The following is a 17,334-nucleotide window of genomic DNA, read 5'->3' as shown; positions in this document are numbered from 1 at the left end:
AGACGCCTTCCGGATTGCCGATTTTCTACGTATTGAACGCTATCAAGTGCCGGTGATCAAGGAAGAAAAATATGTTGCTCTCCAGCGTCTGACACGAACCCGTTACCAACTGATTCATCAAATGACCGAATGTAAACAGCACTTCTTAGAAAATCTATACTACACGTGCAACACCTTGACTCAGGAAATTCCGACTTCTGTGTTCAGCGCGTCGATCATGGATATCCTAAGCGATTCCCTGTCCCTCGATGAGATCTCCCAGATGAAGATGGAGGATCTTGCGGAACGCCTAAATAAGGCCGGAAAAGGACGTTTCAGCGATCCGGAAAAGCTGGCCAAAGCGATTCAGAAAGCGATTCGGGATTCCTACCGCATTGGCAAAGTCCTTCAGGATTCCGTTGATGTCGTGCTTGCCACCTATGCCCGTATCATCGCCGGGTTGAAGAAACAAATTCAGACACTGGACAAGAGCATTGAGTCCCTATGCGTCATCATCTCGGAGGCGCAGAGTCTCATGAGCGTTCCGGGAATCGGCCCGGTCTACACGGCCGGTCTGATTGCCGAGATTGGTCAAATTGACCGTTTTGACAATGAGGCACAACTCGCTAAATATGCCGGCCTCTACTGGAAAGTCTCTCAGTCTGGAACTTTTCGGGCAGAACGCACGCCACGAACACACACGGGTAATGAATACCTTCGCTACTACTTGATTGAAGCTGCCAATTCAGTAAAGCGATGTGACCCGGTTTATCGGGCCTATTACCAAAAGAAATTCAATGAAGTTCCTAAGTTTCGTCATAAACGCGCACTCGTACTAACAGCAAGAAAACTGGTTCGGCTGGTGGACGTGCTGCTTCGCGACCACCTGATTTACACACCGAAGAGGGGTGGAATCGCCGATAATCAGTAAAGATCCGCCTCCTTATCGCCTTCAAAATTTTGGTAATTAGTGAAGGCTTAGGTTTGTGTACTCTCATTTTTGAAACATCGGTGAAGAGCACAGAAATAAATCTTATTTAGGTCTTGACTTAATACCACAAGACTTTTAAAATTGGCATGGCAAAAAAGGTCAACAATTAGTCACATTAACTAATTGTTGACCTTTTTTAATAGGAGCATAGTGTACAAGGGTGCAAAATGGAGGGATAATGCTATGATCCAAACAAGATTTAAAGTTATTCTAGACTGGCCAAATTGCATATCAGGGGTTGATAATAACCAAAATATGTTGCTTGGCGCGTTACTTAGTCATGTGGTAATTATCTATTGACTATCGTTCGGCAATTATAGACTAGCTTGTCAGTAATATGACCAACACAGCAAAGGAAGGCTCTAAGAGAGCGGATAAATATACTTATCCAAATCCATCTCCATCACTCTGCTTTTCATGCGACGGTTATCAATTTATTTCGTAATTTTGAAAGGCCCATTGTTGCATCCTTGAAAGAATAAGTATTTTCGTGTATTTTAAATAACACGAACGTATGTTCCTGATTATGTGGATGACAGTATTTAGGCATGTTTTTGGCAAGGTTTAACAGATATAACGATTTATGATGGGAATAAGCACCCGGCACATCCCCTTTCACTCCTCTTGATGACATAGAAAACACATCATGTCATACTATCTTGAATTTTATGTATCTGAACATATGGAAAATACTAATTGAATCAGGTGGGCGAAATGAAAAGTGTTAGAAATCCTAGTGAAAAACAAGCGGTTATCGATCTAAAAGATTATCTTTATCGTTGCCAGTTGTTATTTGTGAAGATGACGCAATCGCCTTTTTTGTTTGATGATTATCATATTGAAATCAGTCGAGAATATTTTCATTTTCTTGAATTTGATGAAGTCAATCAGTTATTGAAAATTTATGCGGCACTTCAGGCTTTGGATATCGATGAACAGTCTATTGTGTTTTATAAATATCTTAGAAAGGCGTCATCTATGGATTTTGAAATACAAAACCGTCTGGCTATGTCTGAACGCACGTATTATCGAAAGAAAAAACGGGCTTTGACTAAATTGGCCATTGCTCTCCATTTACTTCCAATCAGTAATATTCATTGTTCTCTTTTGTAATAAAATTTTTATGTGGCAACAGTAGCGCTCCCTCAAGCAGAAAGTTGGGAGACCTGAAGCCAGAAAATCAGATAGCATGGGTTTTAGTTAAAACAGGCCATGTGTCTTGCGTGTCTATAAAAGAGGAGGGGTGAAATGAGTATGCAGGGTATGACTGTATATGTTTTTCTGGTCCTGTTAATGGGGCTGGATGTCATAGCAGGATTATTAAAAGCTATTAAAAAGAGAACGCTTCAATCGGATGCCGTTCGAGATGGACTGCTAAAAAAGTCAGGAACATTTCTGGCTCTGATTCTATCCTATGTCCTAGATCGTCTCGTAAATAACGGTTCGCCCGTTTTTCAAACAATGATGGTCATCATGGCCGTTTGTGACGAAAGTCTTTCGATTATAGAAAATCTGAGCTTTCTTGGCGTTCCTTTTCCAAAGGGAATTACAAGCCGGTTAAATAGTTTGAAGGAAAAATCAAGTGATATAGGCACGGACAATCAGGATGATCTTACTAAAATAAATAAGAAGAATAACACGGAATTATAACAATGGCAGTCTTTGCTCTACGCCGATATCTGGGAAGGTGGTGTCGGCCCAGGGTATGGCCTTGTTCAGTGGACACCCGCCAGCAAACTTATCAGCTGGTGTGATGCGCAAGGGCTGGATTACAAGGATATCGGTTCGCAGTGCGCGCGTATTGAATATGAAATGATGAACGGCATTCAATTCTATCCTTCATATTCTTATTCAATGACTTCGACCCAATTCATCACGAGTACAGAATCAGCTGAAACGTTAGGATTAGTGTTCCTTGCAAATTACGAGCGACCTAAGAATCCCGATCAGCCCCAACGTGGAGATCAGGCGCAGTATTGGTACAATCAGTTAGCCGAAGGCGGAAAACCATCAGCGCCAACCGAACCAACGCCAAGCAAACCTACGGATACCAACACGTATACTGTTGAATCCGGCGATACACTGAGTGGCATTGCGCTAAAATTCGGCGTCACGGTTTCGCAGCTACAATCATGGAATAGCATTTCTGATCCAAATAAAATCTACGTTGGACAAGTATTAAAGCTTAAACCGGATGAAAGCGATAATTCGGAGACGTCAAATACGTATGTCATCAAATCAGGAGATACACTGAGCGGCATTGCACAGCAATTTAATGTTACAGTATCGCAGTTGCAATCGTGGAACAATATTTCTGATCCAAACAAGATATATGTCGGTCAAAAAATTATTGTGTATAAAAACGGCGGGGGAACGGGTACAATGGTATACACTGTAAAATCCGGGGATACATTGAGCGCCATTGCGGAACGTTTTGGCGTAAGTTTAAGCAATATCGAGCAGTGGAATGACATTTCCGATCCCGACAAAATATACGTTGGACAAACTTTGAAAATGTACAGTTCCGGTGGCGGTGGTGGCAGTGAGATTTCTTATACCATTCAATCCGGCGATACGCTGAGTGGAATTGCGGCCAAGTTTGGTGTATCTGTCTCACAACTGCAGGCGTGGAATAGTATTGCTGACGCCAATAAGATTTATGCTGGAGAGGTGCTTTCCATTTTTACTTCGGGAGCCGGTGGTGGCGGATCACGGACTTATACCGTGGAATCTGGCGATACGCTGAGTGGAATTGCGGCCAAGTTTGGTGTATCTGTTTCACAACTTCAGTCGTGGAATAATGTTGCCAATGCCAACAAAATATACGCTGCTCAGGTATTGGTGGTCTGATATCGAAAGATCAGAAACCCATACAATTATTCTGAAGACAGAAGAAGATTAAAATTCATCGTGCTTAATTTAAAGAGGTGGTCTTAACAGGCAACCCCCGAATATAAAAACTGAGAGGAGTTCACCTCTCAGTTTTTATATTCGGGGGTTCTTTCAGAAGAAATCCATCTTTCCTTTTGTAATGTAAATGACCAGTCCACATTATTCGAAGACGACTTTTAGGATAACGAGGGGGATCTGTTAACCGTGAAAATTGCCTGTATATTGATCAACGGTTACATAAGGATTCTGCCCTGTATTATATTCTTTTACCCAGACCTCCCAAAGACCATTGCCTATATATTTATAGCGGCTGGGTGTTACGTGATAACCTTTATATAGGTCTTGTTCAAATTATTTTAACCCAAGCTCCCGTCGGTTTACTGGCAGGTTGAATTGCACTCGTTTGTCCGCTTGTAGTATTTGTACTTTCAGATGCCGCAGAATGGCTTGTTGATGATTCATTTGACTGGGTTTTGGTTGCAGTCCGACTTGATGATGCAGCGGAGGGGCTCACTGATTCTGTTACGCTGCTTGTTGAACTATCTGTTATCGGCTGGCTCGAACTCTCCGTAATCTCGTGACTCGACGAAGATGACACGTGAGATTGACCCGCAGGGGCTTGACTTTCTGTGTGTTTGCCGCTAGATGATCTGTTCGAATCTGAGTTATGATTCAAAAAAATAAACAATCCTCCAATTACAATCAGAATCGCTAACGATACTACCAGAACTCTTTTCATTTTTTCGACCTGCCTCCAAATGAACTACTAATTGCTAAATCTGGTTTGCAAGGAAGTTAGAATAGCCTGAACATGAGAGTGGTTTTAAAGAGAGAATCTTACCCGAGGATGTATGATTATTCATTGAATGATGAGGTTCCTGTCTTCAAAACATTATTAGTTTAGCATTCTCTGAATCGTAATGCAAAAATTCAAGGACAGTGAGCTTGACCAGAATTTCATTACAGTGAAAACAACAATATCCTAGTCGAGTTGTTCTAATTAGGTTTATCCTTTTTAATAGGAAGGTGTCGTTGCTATGATTATGTCCATACGTAATCCCTCCATAGCATGTGGATAGAGTAAATTAAAAGTAATAATGCCTTCAGAAAGCACTGAGATCTGGGCTTGTTTTGAAGAATAATCAACGTGAATGTCCGCAATTTTATGTGCGCCCACTGCAAACTGGCTGCCTTCCATGAACGGTGGCCCATGAAAGAGCGCGAGATGCCCGTAGCGCGCCGTTACCGCATCCATTGCGGCAGAGAGCCGCTCCTTTGCGCAGCAATGACCCGGAATAGGTCGAGTTGGTAAACAGACGCGTCCTAGAGCAGAGGGCGTCAGGCCGACACTACGCACCGGTTGGCCGTCCCACTCATTTCTGGAGCACTTGAAGCTTCGAATGTTGATCTAACCGATGAAATGACGGAGCTGATCAATGCGCAAAGAGCTTATCAATCCAACGCAAGAGCATTACTAGTGCAGATCAAATCCTACAAGAATTGGTACAGTTGAAAAGGTAAACATCAATCAAAATCCGGTGACGAGCAAACACATAATGCTTGTCACTTTTTTTCTTTAGTTTGTTTGGTCTCGTAGATGTGAAGAAGTATAGGATTTCAACCGCAGGAATCAACTTTAGGCGTTAGAGGTTTCGCAAATTTCTTGGTTTTAGCGAATAATGTAAGATATATTGGTGAAATTGGTCTAGATTTTTCCTCAAGTAGATATTTACCTAAGAATCAACAATTAGATTATTTCGAACAAATAGTTAAATTGTGTGCAGAAAATGATAAACTAATGTCTGTACATTTACGTAAATCCTAGAAGGCGGCGATAGACATTATAAAGAAATATAAACCATCAAAATGCATAATTCATTGGTTTACTGGTTCATCTACGCAACTAAATGCCGTTGTAGCCTTAAATTGTTATTTTTCCACAAATACTATAATACGACACACAGTAAGAAAGCAAAACCAAAGCTCTCACTTATTCCTACTAACAGACTCCTAGTAGAAAGTGATGGTCCCTTTACAAAAGTTCAAAGTTAATGGTAATAAATTCACATCCAAATTACTTTCATCAGCCTATCAATCAATAGCTGAATACTATGCGAACATTCTTGTTGAAAGAAGAAGATCTCAAAAAACACACCCCTTTGCCAAGCCAGTGAGAAACATGGAAAATTCGTTTCTCTTCCCATCTTTCATACTGACTCTCACCGGGACAATGCTATTTGTTGCAAGATACCTCTTTTCTATGAAACTTTTAAGTATTGAAAAAAAGCCTGAGCGGACCTCATCATCCGTACAGATTTTTGAATAAGTACATATAGCTCTAAAAAATAAAGCCATCGCTAAAATAAACTTTTTTATCTCTGTAATTCTATCTCCTATAATTGTGTCGTGATACTTTGAACGATATTATTCGATATTCAGACTGCACTACTGACGAAATACAGAGAGATGCATCAGTACATCAGCGACTCCATTTACATCACTAGAGGTTGTGACATAGATGGGACTCTTTGATTTCAACATCCGCATACGTCATTACAATCGGGATTCTTGTCAATTTGATGCCATGGGTACACCATGGCATCACTGAACGCGGCTGTTTGGTTCCCATAGAATTGTTCACTTGCCATATCGGTGCATGGCCTGATACAAGTTTAAGCAGGATTTTATGTCCCGAATTACTTGAACTGTAGTTGGAATGATATGTCCATGACTGTTAAGAAGAGTCCCGTCCGTATCCGAAAAAATGTCTCTAATCATATTTCAGCGTTCCTTTATTCAATACTTCAAATATTTTACAGCCGTTTGTCTCCTCTACTATTCTCATCTTAGTCTATCATTTATTCTTCTCCATATGAGGTTGCAGCACTCGGATCCATATGCATCCTGTAATCACAAGTAGACTACCAGTCACCCATAGTAAAGCATTTCCAGTAACATCATTCGGGCCGAGGTTGCCGAGAAAATTCCATACCACCGGTGCAAAGAAGGCACTAATCACAGTGGCAATCGTCAGATAACTACTCAAAGTATCGACCTGATCATCAGCAAGCCCAAGATTACTGCGAAATACCAGATATGGTCCGGTGTACGAATAGATATAGTTGAAAAAGACTGCGGCGAGGATTGCAACTACTTGGTTCTTAGCAAGTAAGAGCACCGCAACAGAAACCGCAGCACCGCCATAACCCAAAACGAGCGTATATTGACGCAGTCGGCGGTAGACCAAGCCAAAGGATAGGCCAGCAATCAGGCCGCCAATATTCATTGCAGCAAGCGTCCAATTAACTACCGACGCATCTCCGAATCCTCTCGTCAAAAATAGACTAGGCAGTTTTAGCTGAACGCCCCAAATCAACAAATATGTGATAAAAGCCAGTCTGATAAAACACCAACGTTCATTGTTTAAGTGACTACGTACATGCTCATGTGTATCCGTCTCCCCGACTGCTGGGACAAAGCGCCATACACCAACTGCAACAACGCCCAAAAGCAGATATATAAGGAATACTGATCGCCAGTTCAACGCCACCATAACGCCAGCCAACGCAAGCAACAATGCATTTCCTAAAGCGGATAGACCCGTCTGATAACCAAGCAATCGTGTGCGAAACTCTCCGGTGTATACATGAGCAATTAGCCCAATGGCATGTGGTAAAAACAGACCAACGCCCAACCCGAGCGCAAGGCGGCTGACCATAATCAGTGTGAAATTTTTGATCAATAGGGGAATGACTCCGGCCCAAGCAGCAATCAGCAACCCCGTGATCACAACACTGCGACTGCCGTAGCGATAGGTCAACTTTGGATTCAGTAAAAGTGTCGCCAGAGCGCTAAAATTCGCTGCTGTTACAAGCCATTCAATCATAGTCGTCGGCATCTGCGGGTATGCATGCTCCAGTTGAGGAATTATCCCGGTGATAATCGTTGAAACGCCACCAACCATCGAAATGCTTAAAATGCTGACCGTTGTCGTGAACCGAGGTTGACTCAAAATTGTTTCTCCAGCAGTTGGTCAATAAAGCTGAGAACGCCTTGCGACTGATTATCGGTCGTCTTTGCCTTCGCTACAGCGGTAACCGCCGGTTGAGCATTTTGCATCGAAACGCCGAGTCCAACTTCTCTAATCATTTCAAGATCGTTCCCACCATCACCAAATGCACACATTTCACTCAGATCGATTCCAAGAACTGCTCCTAATTCCCTTAGCCCTGCAGCTTTATTCATCCCTAACTGAATGACATCAATATCGCCATGTCCGCTACTTGTCGGTTCAGCTAATCCGATTAACATGATTCGCAGACGTGCGACAATATCCTCAGTCAGTTCAGGCGGGCAAGTGATCGCGAACTTCAAAACATTATCGTCGATATGGTCAAAATCTTCTACAACAGTCAATTGATGGTAGTAGCGACGCACAAACTGAATGTGCGCTTTACCTTCGCTTGCTCGTGCATAGGCACCCTTCTGCCCACATACGAGTATCTTCAATTCTGGGATCTCAATCAACTTAGGCAAGATTTGCTTGACGGCTAGAGAACTGAAGGCATGCAGCGCATAGACTTGCTTTTCATCAAGAATGTACGCACCATTCTCAGCGACATAAATTGTATCGGGATAATCTTCAAAAAAGGACTTCAATTGAAAGTATTGGTTCCCACTCGCAACAACAAAGTGAACGCCTTGTCGTTGCATTTCCGTATACAGCTTCGAAAAATGGAGACGATCATAACTCATGTCGTCGCGTAAGAATGTGCCATCCATATCAGTTGCAATCAACTTAATCATTTATGTCCTCCTCAGATAGGCGCGCTGCTCAGCTTTCCAATACGCTTCATCATTATCGGTAATCGGTCGAATGACGCGTGCGGGGTTTCCTGCAACAACCACGTTATCAGGAACATCTTTTGTCACGATTGACCCAGCGCCGATCACAACGTTACTGCCGATCGTGATACCTGGACAAATTACCGCATTTCCGCCGATCCAGACGTCATTTCCAATCGTAATTGGATGTCCATATTCAAGATATTCGTTCCGTACACTTGCAACAATTGGGTGTCCAGCAGTATATAGCGAGACTCGTGGTCCCAGCATGACATTATCTCCAATAATGATCGGCGCTACGTCTAAAAAAATGCAGTCATAATTTGCATAAAATCGTCTTCCCACATGCAAGTTGGAACCATAGTCCGCTCGCATCGGCGGTTCGATGTAAGCGTCATTGGTCGGACAGTCAATCATTAAGTTAAGTAACTCGTCACGTTCTTCACTCTGCTCCGGTTGTGTGCCGTTATAACGCCAAGTCAACTGCTTCGCCTTCAGTCTCATTTGCACCAATTCAGTATCGTTTGAGTCGTATAACTTGCCCGCGAGCATTAATTCACGTTCTGTTGGCATAAAAAAACCTCCTGTAAAATCGATTACAGGAAGTAGATTAGCATATTTATCAAGCCCTTAAGGGACAATTTCAAAGGCAACTGGTATCATTTTTGTGATAACGTGCATACGCCTGTCGATACTCAGTCGGCGTCATGCCTTTCCATGACTTAAAGTTGCGATTAAATGTCTTACCATTGGTGAATCCGGATTCGGCGGCAATATAGTCAACCGTTTTATTCGTTTCGAGAAGTAGACGCCGCGAGTTCATTAAGCGAACCAAACGAATATAGCGATTTACTGACATCTGCAGATTGATATTGAACTGTTGATTAAGTGTTGTCAACGAGACATGGAATTGTTCAGCCAGCATTGTTCCAGTCAGCTGTTGTGCATAATCCCTATTGATTGCGTTCATGACAGTATCAATCAGAGGTGGATTAGGATTGACGTCTTGCGCAATCATGGGAACCGTAAAAGACTCTCCCAATATTGCCAATATCATGAAAAAATGACCTAAAATCGACATCCGTGAAAGGTCTGTTACCTGAGAACTGATAAGATCGTGAATCGCGATAAGATGCTCCCGAATTGCTCCATAGGAAGCCCGATTGGTCTGTGACGAGCGACTGCCCTGTAGGGTAATCTGCCAGTTGGTACTGGCCGGAAACTGTGACTGGAGAATGTTATCATCGATGATAAAGCCAAACTCTGACCAGTTTGCCTTTGAAGGACCAGTGACACTATGAATAACGCGACGGTTAACTGCCCATACATCTCCTGGATGGTATTCATTTGTCACACCATTTGTCACGAACTTCAATGTTGCACCGGACATCAGGCAATTCAGTTCGATTCCTTGATGCCAATGTGGAGAAACATTAATACTCGTTAACGGATCGTGTTTATAGTATTTGAACGGCAGTCTAGGCGTGAGTTGAACATTTTCATGCTGTATTGTCATGTCTTATCACCTCGCTTGAAGATATAGGGTCACCGGAGCATTAAGAGCCTTGCATAACATTAAAAGCATAGCACATTCGAGCTTTGAACGATTAATCAACCGTTTTACCAGTAAGCGATAGAACAATAATAGTTCTAATTACTTTCAATAATAACTCCTGAGTCAGCAAGTTACTAAGACAGGTGTTATGGTAAACGTTTATTTTTTTTATAATACCGCATTTCTTGGACCACATTACAGAGAACAATTTTTTGAGAATCCCATGCAACGGTTGCATGAATTTCTGCTATAATGAAGTACACGGGAGGAATATTGATGGTAACCATTCGGGATGTAGCAAAATATGCTGGTGTATCTGCATCAACGGCATCACGCGCCATACGGAATAGTTCACTAATCAGCCCAGAAACACGAAAAAAAGTGCAACTTGTTGCAAAAAAAATGAACTATGTTCCAAATTTCAACGCACATAATCTAGCAACTAACGCCAATAACACTGTTGGTATTGTTTTCCCAGTTGATAAGGATGATTTGTACCAAAACCCCTTTTATACTGAATTAATTGAAGGCATTAATCAGGAGTTAACACCAAAGCATTTTTTCATGACGGTGGCTTTAGGTGGTACCATAAAGGAATTGAAGCAAACTATCAAAATAATGATTGAAAATAGTAAAATTGAGCAATTCATTTTATTGTATTCTATTGAAAATGATCCTATTTTGAAATATTTGCAGCAACGAAAAGCAAAGTATGCTGTCATTGGAAAGCCCTATACTAACGCCAATAGCATCCCCTATGTCGACAATGATAATGTCAATGCTGGATTAGATGCAACGGAATATTTGATAAACAAAGGACATCGTCAGTTAGGTTATGCTTTTACTAGTAGATACCGATTGGTACAAACAGACCGAATGCTTGGTTTTCATGAAGCAATTCGTCGCAATGATTCTTATGGTTATGATCTGGAACTGTGCAGTGAACGTTTTGGTACCGCCATTAAGGAATACTTGCAACGCTATCCAGACATTTCTGCCATTTTGGCGAGTGATGATATTTTAGCCTTTCAAGTCCAAAAAGCTGTGCAGCGAATTGTCCCTGAAAGGCAGATTGAACTGATGGGATTCAACGATTCTTTATTTGCTAAATTTGCCGAACCGAAAATCAGCACCGTACAAATTTATCCGAAACGACTTGGCAAGGCAGCCGCACAGTTGATTATTCAGCAACTCGAGCAGGAATCGAATGAACCTTTCGAAAAAATGATTGTACCCTATAAAATCATCGAACAAAATTAATTAAAAAATGTACTGGCGGATTTGGTTCGCCAATCGAGCAGTTAGTTCGCCTAAACCGCGAAACAGCTGCTTTTTTGTTTGCTTTTTGATACAATCGACTGTTTCTTTGTAAATAAATATTCAAAATTTTTTATTTGCAACCGGTTGCATTTTTTTGTAAGCCGTTACATAATAGATTATGCAAGTAACGAACATTATCCTTTTTAAGGCATTGTTGTTCGATTATGAAGGAGGAGAAAGAATGATGTATCAAGAACAACCCGTTAAGGCCGATGTAAAAAGCACCGAACAGAAATTGCCAAGTCTTCCGGTCAGTACGATTTGGATGATTAGTTTTGGGTTTTTGGGCGTGCAAATGGCATTCTCATTGCAAAGTTCAAATATGGGACGGATCTTCCAGACGATTGGCGCAGATCCTACTAAACTCGGTTTCTTCTTTATCTTGCCTCCGCTGGCAGGTTTAGTTGTTCAACCCTTAGTTGGTTATTTTTCCGACCGCACGTGGATACCAAAACTTGGACGCCGTATCCCTTATCTGCTCATCGGAGCCATTGTTGCCGTCATTGTCATGTGCCTATTGCCTAATTCAGGCAGTTTTGGTTTTGGTTTTGGTTCAATGACAGCGCTGACATTCGGAGCCATCACGATTCTGTTCATGGATCTGTCATCGAACCTTGCTATGCAACCGTTTAAAATGATGGTTGGCGATATGGTTAACGAGGAGCAAAAAGGGTATGCCTATTCTATTCAAAGCTTTCTCTCAAACAGCGGCGCTGTGCTGGCTTGTATTTTCCCCTTTGTTTTAACCGTGCTGGGCACGTCAAACAGTGCACCAAAAGGGGTTGTCCCTCAATCAGTTGTTATTTCATTTTATGCTGGAGCAATTATTTTAATTGTCTGCAGTTTAATTACGATATTCAAGGTTAAAGAGTATTCACCTTCTGAGTATGCATTCTATCACGGGTTCACAGATAAAACCGCTCAGAGAGAAAGTAACATTATCAAACTGCTTGTCCATGCACCAAAAGTTTTCTGGACCGTTACTGTCGTGCAACTCTTCTGCTGGATGGGTTTTCAGTATTTGTGGACTTACGGCGCAGGTGCCGTTGCTAAGAATGTTTGGCAGACGATTGATCCAACAAGCGCAGCTTATCAAGATGCCGGGAATTGGTTTGGTATTTTATCAGCTGTGTATTCATTTGCTGCCGTTTTGTGGTCACTTGTCTTGTCGCGCTTGCCAAATGATAAACGCAAACCGGCTTATGCCTTCAGCTTGTTGCTAGGCGGTATCGGTTTTGGTTCTGTATTCTTCATTCATAATCAATGGGCATTGATCGTTTCATTTATCTTGATCGGTATAACCTGGGCTGCTATGATGACCTTCCCATTCACAATACTGACCAATGCTTTGTCTGGCGAGAATATGGGAACGTATCTCGGACTGTTCAATGGAAGCATTTGTTTGCCGCAAATTATTGCATCCTGTGCAAGCTTTGCCTTATTCCCGGTGTTTGGATCATCGATGCCGTCAATGATTTTATTTTCAGGTGTTATGCTGATTATCGGTGCATTCTCTGTTCCAATTATCAAAGAAACCTATGCAGAATAAGTTAATCAGCAATATTAATTGAAACCGCTTTGATTTTTGCTTGACTGTGCAACCGGTTGCATTTAATATAAGGGCATGAAAGAGCATTCAAAATGGACGTACGAGGAGGAATTGGCATGCAGCGAATTTTTGAAATTGACCCTTGGGAAGTCGTTACCCATAAATTAGACAAAGAAAACAAACGGGTGCAAGAAAGTATGACTAGTATTGGAAACGGCTACATGGGCATGCGTGGGTTTTTTGAAGAAAATTACAGTGGAGACACACTACAAGGGATTTACATTGGAGGCGTTTGGTTCCCTGACAAGACACGTGTCGGATGGTGGAAGAACGGCTATCCAAAGTACTTTGGCAAAGTGATCAATGCAGTTAATTTTATTAAGACGAATCTATTCATTAACGGTGAACCTATTGATCTAGCCAATGATTTGGTCAGCGATTTCAGTTTGCGGCTGGACATGAAGACTTCCTTTCTAACTCGTGAATTTACTGTAGAAAAAAGCGGCGCTAAGTTAAAAGTTTCCATTGAGCGCTTTGTTAGCGCCGCACAAAAGGAATTATTCGTGGATGCTTATCAATTTGAAAATGAGGGTTCAACGCGTTTTAAATTAACCGTAAATACCCAAATTGACGCCGATGTTCAAAATGAAGATGCAAATTACGGAGAACGTTTCTGGAAAGTTTTAAATAAGTCCCAAAGTGATACTAAAGGTCATGTTGTAGCGATCACTAAAGAAAATCAATTCGGTACTCCTCGATTTATCGTTGGTGATGAGATGGTCAACAAAACGGATTTGACAGCTGAAAAGACGGATGAAACGGATGAATTAGAATTAGCCGTTCAAAACCAGTTCAGTAAAGAACTTGTACCAGGTGACACAGCTTATTTTGAAAAACGTGTCGTTGTCGTTACTTCACGCGATTACGATGACCAAGCGAGCTTAATCAAAGCCATGCATCAATTAGCTGCCAAAGTTGCCGATAAAAAGTTAGCAGATTTACAAACAGCTCACAAACACGTTTGGGCACAACGTTGGAAAAAATCCGATGTTGAAATTGACGGCGATGCTGCTGCACAACAAGGAATTCGTTTCAACCTGTATCAATTATTCTCCACGTACTATGGTGAAGATGATCGGCTGAACATTGGCCCTAAGGGCTTTACTGGCGAAAAGTATGGTGGTGCCACCTATTGGGATACCGAAGCATTTGCCGTTCCAATGTACTTAGGAGTTACCGATTCTACAGTGACCCGAAACTTGTTAATGTACCGTTACAAGCAGCTCGATGGTGCTTATGTCAACGCTAAAGAACAAGGCTTAAAGGGTGCGCTGTATCCGATGGTGACGTTCAATGGAATTGAATGCCATAACGAATGGGAAATTACCTTTGAAGAAATTCATCGGAACGGTGATATCGCATTTGCCATTTACAATTACACCCGATATACCGGTGATAAATCCTATGTATTAAACGAAGGCAGCAAGGTCTTAACCGAAATTTCTCGCTTCTGGGCAGATCGGGTACATTATTCACAACGTAAGGGGCAATACATGCTTCACGGTGTAACCGGTCCAGATGAATATCAAAACAACGTCAATAACAACTGGTACACGAACTACCTGGCACAATGGACATTGAAATACACGCTTGAAATATTGGAAGAAGTTTCATCCGAACAAGCAGTTCAATTAAAAGTTTCTGATGAAGAAAAGAAACAATGGAAAGAGATCATCAACAAGATGTACTTACCAGAAGACAAGAAACTTGGCATCTTTGTTCAGGACGACGGCTTCCTAGATAAAGATTTAAAGCCGGTAAGCGAACTTCCAGCCGATCAATTGCCGATTAACCAGCATTGGTCATGGGATAAAATTTTACGTTCGCCATACATCAAGCAGGGTGACGTCCTTCAAGGAATATGGGACTTTATCGATGAATTCACACCGGAACAAAAGAAAGCCAACTTTGACTTCTATGAGCCTTTAACCGTTCATGAATCAAGTTTATCTGCTTCGATTCATTCGATTTTAGCTGCCGACCTGCATTACGAAGATAAGGCAGTTGAAATGTATGAACGGACATCCCGCTTAGACTTGGATAACTATAACAACGATACTGCCGATGGACTGCATATTACCTCAATGACCGGCAGTTGGCTAGCCATCGTGCAAGGCTTTGCAGGCATGCGCATTCGCAATAATCAACTACACTTTGCTCCATTCTTACCGAAGAAATGGGAAGGGTATCGCTTCCGGATCAACTTCCGTGGACGGGTCATCCAAGTTGCTGTCGATCATATGGGAACACGGATCACATTAGTTTCTGGTGAACCACTCACCATTGATGTTAAAGGAAAAAACGTCCAACTGGATTCAGAAACCGCCACGGCTTAAATTCATATTGGATGAGTTTCTGCATTTATCCCTAAAGTATAGAGAAAAGTTAGGGGATAGTACCGTGAAAATTACGCAAGCAACGATTGGTTCAATTGCTGATGAGCCAATTACACAATATACTTTAGAAAACGATCACCATGTACAAGTCGTCTGTATGTCCTATGCAGCAACTTGGCAAGGGTTTATGGTTCCATGCCAAAATGTCAAATTACACAATTTGATTTTACGATTCGATGACACCAACACTTATTTGACGAATCCATTTCATGTTGGCAATACCATCGGTCGTGTAGGTGGCCGAATTAAAAATAGCAGCTTCGCCATTAACGCCATTAAATACCACGTTCCTGCAAATGAAGGTCCGAATTTAATTCATGGTGGCGACCATGGCTTTTCCAGTTGGAATTGGCATGCCGCTACAGAAAGCCTTCAAAATGCAGTGAACGTGACATTTAGTCGGAAGATAGCAACCCAAGATGATGGTTTTCCGGGAAATATTGAGGTGAAAATCTCATACACCCTGGACAATCAAAACAAAGTCACGATTCAATTTTTTGGTCAAAGTGATGCAGATACCCTCTTCAATCCGATGACGCATGTTTATTTTAATTTGAGCGATGACCAAGAAACCATTATGAATCATGAACTGCAAATCAATAGCCGGCAACACGTTGAAGTTGATGATCAAAAACTGCCGACCGGTCGTTTACTTGAACATAGTGGAACGGCATTTGATTTTTCTAAACCTGTAACGCTGCAAAAGGCGTTCGCGCAGTTACAAAAAGAATCAGGTAAAACCCAATTTGACGATGCATTCAAATTGGTCGACCAAGAACATCCAGCCGTTGTGATTCGGGATAACGCTTCCCACCGTCAAGTTCGCGTTTATTCTGACCGAAATGGTGTCGTGATGTTCACGGCCAATCCTGAAGTGATTGGAAAACCGAAGGAATGGGAAGCAAGCCATCCCTATAATGGTGTGGCGATTGAAGCACAGACGTTTCCGGATGCCATTCATCATCCGGAATTTGGCGATATCGTTTTAAAAGCGAATCAACCTAAAGTATATACCGTACACTATCAATACGAAGAAATTTGATGAGAGGGGAAAATAGATTGACAAACTTTAATGACATTAAGGGGTTCATCTTTGATTTGGATGGCGTAATCGCGCTGACATCTAAGTATCACAGTCAGGCTTGGCATCAGATTGCTGATGATTTGGGTGTGACATGGACGAAATCACTTGAAGATGGGCTCAAAGGGATCAGCCGAATGGACTCTTTAGAAATGATTTTGAAAGCTGGCAATAAAGAAAACGACTATACCGAAGAAGAAAAAATCAAATTAGCGGCAAAGAAAAATGACAATTATTTGGCGCTTATTGGAAATATGAATATTGATGATCTTTTACCTGGAATACCGGAGTTCTTAGAAGATTTAATGGCCCACAATTATAAGATTTGTTTGGCATCTGCTTCAAAGAATTCTCCAATTATTCTTAAAAAGTTAAACCTGGCAAGATATTTTCCAGATGTTGTCGATCCATCTAAACTGAAAAAAGGAAAGCCAGATCCTGAAATTTATATTCGTGGAGCTGAACTGTTGAACTTGAAGCCTGAAGAATGCATTGGAATTGAAGATGCCGCTGCAGGGATTCAATCCATTAATGGAGCCGGCGAAACATCAATTGGTATTGGTGATACACAAGAACTAAGTGCCGCTGATATTCTTTTCTCAAGCACAAAAGACATTACATTAGCGAATATTGAAGCTGCAATGAAAGTTAACGCATAAATCGATC

The 17,334-nt window shown here is 41.7% G+C and carries 15 protein-coding genes and 1 pseudogene; 11 read left to right on the top strand and 5 right to left on the bottom strand.

Annotated features, from left to right (window positions below):
- The 4 genes from M3N64_RS05770 to M3N64_RS05755 form a co-directional block, all read left to right on the top strand.
- The coding region (locus M3N64_RS05770; RefSeq protein ID WP_249099407.1) for an IS110 family RNA-guided transposase at nucleotides 1-910 on the top strand (910 nt) is incomplete at its 5' end.
- 774 nt (nucleotides 911-1,684) lie between these two features.
- Nucleotides 1,685-2,083, top strand: coding sequence for an ArpU family phage packaging/lysis transcriptional regulator (locus M3N64_RS05765; protein WP_249099405.1), 399 nt, complete (start codon nucleotides 1,685-1,687; stop codon nucleotides 2,081-2,083).
- Nucleotides 2,084-2,218: 135 nt separating this feature from the next.
- Entirely contained in the window at nucleotides 2,219-2,620 is a 402-nt protein-coding gene (locus tag M3N64_RS05760) for a phage holin family protein (protein ID WP_100486608.1), read from the top strand.
- Between the two features lie 12 nt (nucleotides 2,621-2,632).
- Nucleotides 2,633-3,820, top strand: a complete 1,188-nt coding sequence (locus M3N64_RS05755; RefSeq protein WP_249099402.1) for a phage tail tip lysozyme — start codon at nucleotides 2,633-2,635, stop codon at nucleotides 3,818-3,820.
- A gap of 1,057 nt (nucleotides 3,821-4,877) precedes the next feature.
- Here M3N64_RS05755 and M3N64_RS05750 read toward each other — a convergent pair.
- Complete coding sequence (locus M3N64_RS05750; protein WP_249099399.1) at nucleotides 4,878-5,117, bottom strand: hypothetical protein; 240 nt, start codon at nucleotides 5,115-5,117, stop codon at nucleotides 4,878-4,880.
- A gap of 165 nt (nucleotides 5,118-5,282) precedes the next feature.
- On the opposite strand from M3N64_RS05750, the gene M3N64_RS14245 reads away from it, so the two are divergent.
- The gene (locus M3N64_RS14245) at nucleotides 5,283-5,375 is read left to right on the top strand and encodes a flagellar basal body rod C-terminal domain-containing protein (RefSeq protein ID WP_438271004.1); all 93 of its coding nucleotides are present in this window, start codon (nucleotides 5,283-5,285) and stop codon (nucleotides 5,373-5,375) included.
- A 150-nt stretch (nucleotides 5,376-5,525) separates the two neighbouring features.
- A pseudogene (locus M3N64_RS14175) lies at nucleotides 5,526-5,876 on the top strand (TatD family hydrolase).
- An 840-nt stretch (nucleotides 5,877-6,716) separates the two neighbouring features.
- Here the strand turns inward: M3N64_RS14175 and M3N64_RS05740 are convergent.
- The 4 genes from M3N64_RS05740 to M3N64_RS05725 form a co-directional block, all read right to left on the bottom strand.
- Entirely contained in the window at nucleotides 6,717-7,874 is a 1,158-nt protein-coding gene (locus M3N64_RS05740; protein ID WP_249099396.1) for an MFS transporter, read from the bottom strand.
- A complete protein-coding gene (locus M3N64_RS05735; protein WP_249099392.1) occupies nucleotides 7,871-8,668 on the bottom strand; it encodes a Cof-type HAD-IIB family hydrolase in 798 nt (265 codons plus the stop codon). The genes M3N64_RS05740 and M3N64_RS05735 overlap by 4 nt, the downstream gene beginning before the upstream one ends.
- Nucleotides 8,669-9,280, bottom strand: coding sequence for a sugar O-acetyltransferase (locus M3N64_RS05730; RefSeq protein ID WP_249099389.1), 612 nt, complete (start codon nucleotides 9,278-9,280; stop codon nucleotides 8,669-8,671).
- 70 nt (nucleotides 9,281-9,350) lie between these two features.
- Nucleotides 9,351-10,223 carry an AraC family transcriptional regulator gene (locus M3N64_RS05725; protein WP_249099385.1) on the bottom strand — a complete coding sequence of 291 codons (873 nt, stop codon included), beginning with the start codon at nucleotides 10,221-10,223 and terminating at the stop codon, nucleotides 9,351-9,353.
- 315 nt (nucleotides 10,224-10,538) lie between these two features.
- Between M3N64_RS05725 and M3N64_RS05720 the strand changes: the two genes are divergently transcribed.
- From M3N64_RS05720 to pgmB, 5 genes are all read left to right on the top strand, one after another.
- On the top strand, nucleotides 10,539-11,522 hold the full coding sequence (locus tag M3N64_RS05720; RefSeq protein WP_249099382.1) for a LacI family DNA-binding transcriptional regulator: 984 nt from the start codon (nucleotides 10,539-10,541) through the stop codon (nucleotides 11,520-11,522).
- A gap of 241 nt (nucleotides 11,523-11,763) precedes the next feature.
- On the top strand, nucleotides 11,764-13,131 hold the full coding sequence (locus M3N64_RS05715; RefSeq protein WP_438271001.1) for an SLC45 family MFS transporter: 1,368 nt from the start codon (nucleotides 11,764-11,766) through the stop codon (nucleotides 13,129-13,131).
- A 110-nt stretch (nucleotides 13,132-13,241) separates the two neighbouring features.
- Nucleotides 13,242-15,527, top strand: a complete 2,286-nt coding sequence (locus M3N64_RS05710) for a glycoside hydrolase family 65 protein (RefSeq protein WP_368389893.1) — start codon at nucleotides 13,242-13,244, stop codon at nucleotides 15,525-15,527.
- 64 nt (nucleotides 15,528-15,591) lie between these two features.
- Complete coding sequence (locus M3N64_RS05705; RefSeq protein WP_249099377.1) at nucleotides 15,592-16,629, top strand: aldose epimerase family protein; 1,038 nt, start codon at nucleotides 15,592-15,594, stop codon at nucleotides 16,627-16,629.
- A 17-nt stretch (nucleotides 16,630-16,646) separates the two neighbouring features.
- Entirely contained in the window at nucleotides 16,647-17,327 is a 681-nt protein-coding gene (gene pgmB, locus M3N64_RS05700) for a beta-phosphoglucomutase (protein ID WP_249099373.1), read from the top strand.
- Nucleotides 17,328-17,334: the final 7 nt, after the last annotated feature.

The organism is Sporolactobacillus mangiferae, assembly GCF_023336505.1.
GTDB classification, from domain to species: Bacteria; Bacillota; Bacilli; order Bacillales; family Sporolactobacillaceae; genus Sporolactobacillus; species Sporolactobacillus mangiferae.
The sequence above is the reverse complement of the archived record's forward strand: the minus strand, read 5'-3'. Positions and strand labels throughout refer to the sequence as shown.

What these genes read in the sequence shown, in the direction of transcription:
- M3N64_RS05765 (WP_249099405.1), top strand. Translation starts at nt 1,685, where the DNA reads ATGAAAAGTGTTAGAAATCCTAGTGAAAAACAAGCGGTTATCGATCTA.
- M3N64_RS05760 (WP_100486608.1), top strand. Translation starts at nt 2,219, where the DNA reads ATGAGTATGCAGGGTATGACTGTATATGTTTTTCTGGTCCTGTTAATG.
- M3N64_RS05750 (WP_249099399.1), bottom strand. Translation starts at nt 5,117, where the DNA reads ATGGATGCGGTAACGGCGCGCTACGGGCATCTCGCGCTCTTTCATGGG.
- M3N64_RS14245 (WP_438271004.1), top strand. Translation starts at nt 5,283, where the DNA reads ATGACGGAGCTGATCAATGCGCAAAGAGCTTATCAATCCAACGCAAGA.
- M3N64_RS05735 (WP_249099392.1), bottom strand. Translation starts at nt 8,668, where the DNA reads ATGATTAAGTTGATTGCAACTGATATGGATGGCACATTCTTACGCGAC.
- M3N64_RS05730 (WP_249099389.1), bottom strand. Translation starts at nt 9,280, where the DNA reads ATGCCAACAGAACGTGAATTAATGCTCGCGGGCAAGTTATACGACTCA.
- M3N64_RS05725 (WP_249099385.1), bottom strand. Translation starts at nt 10,223, where the DNA reads ATGACAATACAGCATGAAAATGTTCAACTCACGCCTAGACTGCCGTTC.
- M3N64_RS05720 (WP_249099382.1), top strand. Translation starts at nt 10,539, where the DNA reads ATGGTAACCATTCGGGATGTAGCAAAATATGCTGGTGTATCTGCATCA.
- M3N64_RS05715 (WP_438271001.1), top strand. Translation starts at nt 11,764, where the DNA reads ATGATGTATCAAGAACAACCCGTTAAGGCCGATGTAAAAAGCACCGAA.